Origin of the sequence: Flavobacterium sp. (assembly GCF_039916025.1) — a bacterium.
Classification (GTDB): domain Bacteria; phylum Bacteroidota; class Bacteroidia; order Flavobacteriales; family Flavobacteriaceae; genus Flavobacterium.
The window spans coordinates 1-4,842 of sequence record NZ_JBDSMB010000076.1 but is presented as its reverse complement, the minus strand read 5'-3'; the positions used below and the strand labels follow the sequence as shown (position 1 = coordinate 4,842).

Annotated in this window: 6 protein-coding genes; 4 read left to right on the top strand and 2 right to left on the bottom strand. The window is 34.3% G+C overall.

The window, feature by feature from the left end; genetic code table 11:
• The coding region (locus ABIQ27_RS04735) for a type II 3-dehydroquinate dehydratase (protein WP_348032521.1) at positions 1 to 92 on the bottom strand (92 nt) is incomplete at its 3' end.
• A 293-nt stretch (positions 93 to 385) separates the two neighbouring features.
• Here ABIQ27_RS04735 and ABIQ27_RS04730 point away from each other — a divergent pair.
• The 4 genes from ABIQ27_RS04730 (at position 386) to ABIQ27_RS04715 (ending at position 3,096) form a co-directional block, all read left to right on the top strand.
• On the top strand, positions 386 to 976 hold the full coding sequence (locus tag ABIQ27_RS04730; RefSeq protein ID WP_348032519.1) for a porin family protein: 591 nt from the start codon (positions 386 to 388) through the stop codon (positions 974 to 976).
• Between the two features lie 124 nt (positions 977 to 1,100).
• Complete coding sequence (locus ABIQ27_RS04725; RefSeq protein ID WP_348032517.1) at positions 1,101 to 1,658, top strand: porin family protein; 558 nt, start codon at positions 1,101 to 1,103, stop codon at positions 1,656 to 1,658.
• A 76-nt stretch (positions 1,659 to 1,734) separates the two neighbouring features.
• Positions 1,735 to 2,634 carry a site-specific tyrosine recombinase XerD gene (gene xerD / locus ABIQ27_RS04720; RefSeq protein ID WP_348032515.1) on the top strand — a complete coding sequence of 300 codons (900 nt, stop codon included), beginning with the start codon at positions 1,735 to 1,737 and terminating at the stop codon, positions 2,632 to 2,634.
• 69 nt (positions 2,635 to 2,703) lie between these two features.
• Positions 2,704 to 3,096 (top strand): response regulator, encoded by a 393-nt coding sequence (locus tag ABIQ27_RS04715; protein ID WP_348032513.1) that lies wholly within the window; start codon positions 2,704 to 2,706, stop codon positions 3,094 to 3,096.
• A 57-nt stretch (positions 3,097 to 3,153) separates the two neighbouring features.
• Here the strand turns inward: ABIQ27_RS04715 and rny are convergent, their stop codons facing one another.
• Positions 3,154 to 4,716, bottom strand: coding sequence for a ribonuclease Y (gene rny / locus ABIQ27_RS04710; RefSeq protein WP_348032511.1), 1,563 nt, complete (start codon positions 4,714 to 4,716; stop codon positions 3,154 to 3,156).
• Positions 4,717 to 4,842: the final 126 nt, after the last annotated feature.

Below are 4,842 nucleotides of genomic sequence, written 5' to 3'. Positions count from 1 at the left end.
AAGTAATCAGAAAAGTTTATGCTGCCATACACTTCGGGTTCGCGTTTGCCCAATAAATTTAGGTTTGGGCCATTTATAATAATGATTTTCATAATCAACTATTGTTTTTAGTAAAAGTAAATAATCTTCGGAATAATAAAACAGTAATCAAATACATTTTTTTGAAAAATTAACAGGAAAAAAATGCTTTTTTGCCTTATTTATTGCGCTTATTTCCAGTTTTAAAAACCGTATAAAAATGTTGATAACCAATTAAAATCATGATTATTAACTGTTTAAAAGAATAAATTGTTAATAAAATTGTTGAAAACTGTAATGACCACTTGTGCTTGTTGGGATGTAATACTTCTAAATTTGTTCATATTAATTTTAAAATTAAACAAACATGAAAAAAATTATTTTAACAGTAGCTGCAGTATTCGCTTTGACGTTTGCTAATGCACAAGACAAGAAAGAAAGTACTGGTGAAGGTTTCTCTAACGGAGATTTGTACTTAACAGGTACTGCTGGATTTTCTAGCTCAAAAACTGGTGATCTTAAAAATGACGGATTTACTTTATCTCCAGGTTTAGGTTATTTTATAGCTGACAACCTTGCTATTGAAGGACAGTTAACTTATGAATCAACTAAAGTTGACAACGGTATTTCTGAGGACAAAACTTCAGGTTTTGGTATCGCTGCAGGTGTTAAATACTTCTGGACTCCAGCAAGTAAATTCTCTCTTTCTATTGGAGGTAACTTATCTTACATGTCAACTAAGTATGACAATGCTGATGTTACTACAAAAGAAATCGGAGTTAACATTCCTCTAGGTTTAAACTATTTCGTTTCTAACGACTGGGCTTTAACTGCTGAGTGGGGTGGATTCGGTTACTCTTCTAACGATAACGGTGGAGACGGAGCTGAAAAAACTACTGGATTCAATTTAGGAGTTGATTTATCTACTATCTCTTTCGGTTTGTTATACAAACTGTAATTAGTTTAGAACATACAGATTTAAACCGCGCCATTGGCGCGGTTTTTTTATACGACAAATGCCGTATTTATGGTTCTAATATATTATGCTATATTTGCCTTACTAATTTTAAAAAACAAAAAACATGAAGAAAATTACATTAACAGTATTGGCAGTATTCGCTTTGACATTTGCTAATGCACAAGACAAAAAAGAAAGTGTTACTACTAAAGAAATTGTATTCGGTGTAAAAGCCGGATATCAAAACACAAACTATGCAGGTGATGCGGAAACAGATGCTGCTTCAAACTTCTATGTTGGTGGTTTGGTGGATTTTCATATCAGTGAAAAATTCCACGTGCAACCAGAATTATTGTACTCTATGGAAGGTGCTGACAATGATGAAACTAACTTAGATTTCATTAGAATTCCAGTTATGGCTAAGTTCTTTGTCGGTGAAGGTTTCAATTTACAGGCTGGACCGGAATTTGCATTTGTTGCTGGTGGAGGTGCTATTAAAGATTCACTTAAATCTATGGATTTTGGTTTAGGTCTTGGTGCTGCTTACGAAATGTCTTCAGGTTTAATGTTCGATGCAAGATATAATCTTGGTTTGTCGGATCTTAATGATGATGCTGTCGCTTTTGGTGATGCAAAGATTACTACTACATCATTCCAAATCGGTTTAGGTTACAGATTCTAATCTTTGTCAAAATACTTATAAAGACCTCTCCGATGGAGAGGTTTTTTTATAACCATACATTTCGTTTCTTTGTCCTATGAACTGGAACAGTTATATCAAAAATTTTCAATCCTATCTAAAAATTGAACGCGGTTTATCAAAAAACACCGTTGAAAATTATTCCTTTGATTTAGAGCGATTGTCTAAGTTTTTACTCGAAAATGAAATAACAATTTCTCCGGAAAAAATAAGTGAGGAAACTATTCAGCAGTTTATATATACCGTTTCAAAAGAAGTCAATGCGCGCTCACAAGCCAGGATTATTTCGGGTTTAAAAAGTTTTTTCTCCTATCTTATTTTTGAAGATTATCGTACCGATAATCCAATGGAGTTGATTGAAGGGCCAAAAATTGGCAGAAAGCTTCCCGATATGCTTTCGCTGGAAGATATTGACAATTTGATTTCAGCCATAGATTTATCGAAACCCGAAGGAGAAAGAAATAGAGCAATTTTAGAAACTTTATATGGTTGTGGACTTCGTGTTTCTGAAATTATTACTTTAAAGATTTCGGATTTGTTTTTTGATGAAGGCTTTATAAAGATTACAGGAAAAGGAAATAAGCAACGATTTGTTCCCATTGCCAAATCGACACAAAAATATATTGAATTCTATAAAAACAATGTCAGAAATCATCTCGATATTATCAAAGGACATGAAGATACTTTGTTTTTAAACCGAAGAGGAAAGCAACTTACACGTGCTATGATTTTTACAATTGTAAAGGAATTAGCAGTCAAAATCAACCTGTCAAAAACAATTAGTCCACACACTTTAAGACATTCATTTGCAACACATTTACTTGAAAATGGAGCCGATTTGCGTTCTATTCAAATGATGCTAGGGCACGAATCTATTACTACTACAGAAATTTATGTCCATTTAGACAGAAAACATTTAACACAAATCATCAATAAATTTCACCCAAGAAAAACGTAGTTTGGGGATTAATTTTCTATTTTTGTTTTAACCAAAAAATAAATAAAACAAATCCCAAATCTGTTTTAAATGAAGTTTAAATACGTCTTTGTCGTTGACGATGATAAGATACATCACTTTATCATCAAGAAACTGTTAGAAAGTAGTAATATTGATGTTGAACAAGTCTTTTTTGAAAATGGTTTTGATGCCATAAATGATTTAAAAGGAAAAGTCACGACTGGTGAAATGCTTCCCGATTTAATTTTATTGGATATCAACATGCCTGTATTGGATGGATGGCAATTTTTAGAGGAATTCATTGAACTTAAAGATAAGATTTCACACGATGTTGTAATTCATATCATAAGTTCTTCCGATAATAAAATCGATATAGAAAAAGCGGAAAGCTATAAAGATATAATTGGAAGCTATTTTGTAAAACCAATGACCAGCGACTCGATAAAAAGCATATTCTCATAATAAAAAAGGCGATCTCGTTTACATAACGAAACCGCCTTTTTTTATGATTGTAATTTTTTACTTTGCAATATTCACTGCTCTGGTTTCGCGGATTACGGTAATTTTAACCTGACCAGGATAAGTCATTTCTGTTTGGATTTTTTGCGAAATCTCAAAAGAAAGGCTTGCCGCATTTTCATCGCTTACTTTTTCACTTTCAACGATTACACGAAGTTCACGTCCGGCCTGAATAGCATAAGCATTTTTCACTCCGTTAAATCCAAATGCGATGTTTTCCAGGTCTTTTAATCTTTGTATATAAGAATCTAAAACCTGACGTCTTGCGCCTGGTCTTGCGCCTGAAATGGCATCACAAACCTGTATGATAGGAGAGATTAAGTATTTCATTTCAATCTCATCGTGATGCGCTCCAATCGCGTTGCAAACTTCTTCTTTCTCACCAAACTTTTCAGCCCATTGCATTCCTAATAATGCGTGTGGCAAATCACTTTCTGCATCAGGCACTTTTCCAATATCGTGAAGTAAACCGGCACGTTTCGCTAGTTTAACATTCAAGCCCAATTCGGCAGCCATGATTCCACAAAGCTTAGAAACTTCGCGTGAGTGCTGTAATAAATTTTGTCCGTAAGATGAGCGGTATTTCATTCTTCCCACAACTTTAATTAACTCAGGATGCAAACCATGAATTCCTAAATCGATTACCGTACGTTTACCAACTTCGATGATTTCGTCATCTATTTGTTTCGTTGTTTTAGCTACAACTTCTTCAATTCTTGCGGGGTGAATTCTACCGTCAGTTACTAATTTGTGCAATGAAAGACGGGCAATTTCTCTTCTGACAGGATCAAAACAAGAAAGTATGATAGCTTCAGGTGTGTCGTCAACAATGATTTCAACTCCGGTTGCTGCTTCAAGCGCACGGATATTTCTTCCTTCACGACCGATGATTCTTCCTTTAACATCATCTGATTCAATATTGAAAACAGAAACGCAATTCTCAACAGCTTCTTCAGTTCCAACACGTTGAATAGTGTTGATGATGACTTTTTTAGCCTCCTGTTGTGCTGTTAATTTCGCTTCTTCAATCGTATCCTGAATATGAGACATGGCTTTGGTTTTGGCTTCCGCTTTCAGGCTTTCTACCAATTGCTCTTTAGCATCTTCGGCCGATAGACCAGAGATAACCTCAAGCTGTTGTACCTGACTTTTATGAAGCTTTTCAAGCTCTTGTTGTTTCTTGTCTAACAACTCAATTTTTGAAGTGTATTCGGTTGTTTTTGCTTCGTAATCGTCGTTTACTTTTTTAGCTTTTGCTAATTCGCTTGAAACCTGCGATTCTTTATCACGCGTTCTTTTTTCTATTTCAGCAATTCTTTTGTCTTTATTTAAAATCTCCTGCTCATGCTCTGACTTTAATTCTAAAAACTTTTCTTTTGCTTGTAATAACTTGTCTTTCTTTATGTTTTCACCTTCAAGATTCGCGTCTTTTAAAATTGATGCAGCCTCTTTTTTAGCATTTTTAACCATGTTGGAGATGTTACTTTTTTCAAGGAATTTTGCAATTCCAAAACCTCCGGCAACGCCCGCTATAAGCGCAATTATAATTAGTATAGTTTCCATTTTTTTGTTTGTGTTTATATATAAAAAAAGCCTACATTAGGTGAATGCATAAACTCGAAAAGACAAGTTTTGAGCTAACTCGTTGGTCAAGGATCCACGATAAAGTGGCGTGCTTTAGTAACGACG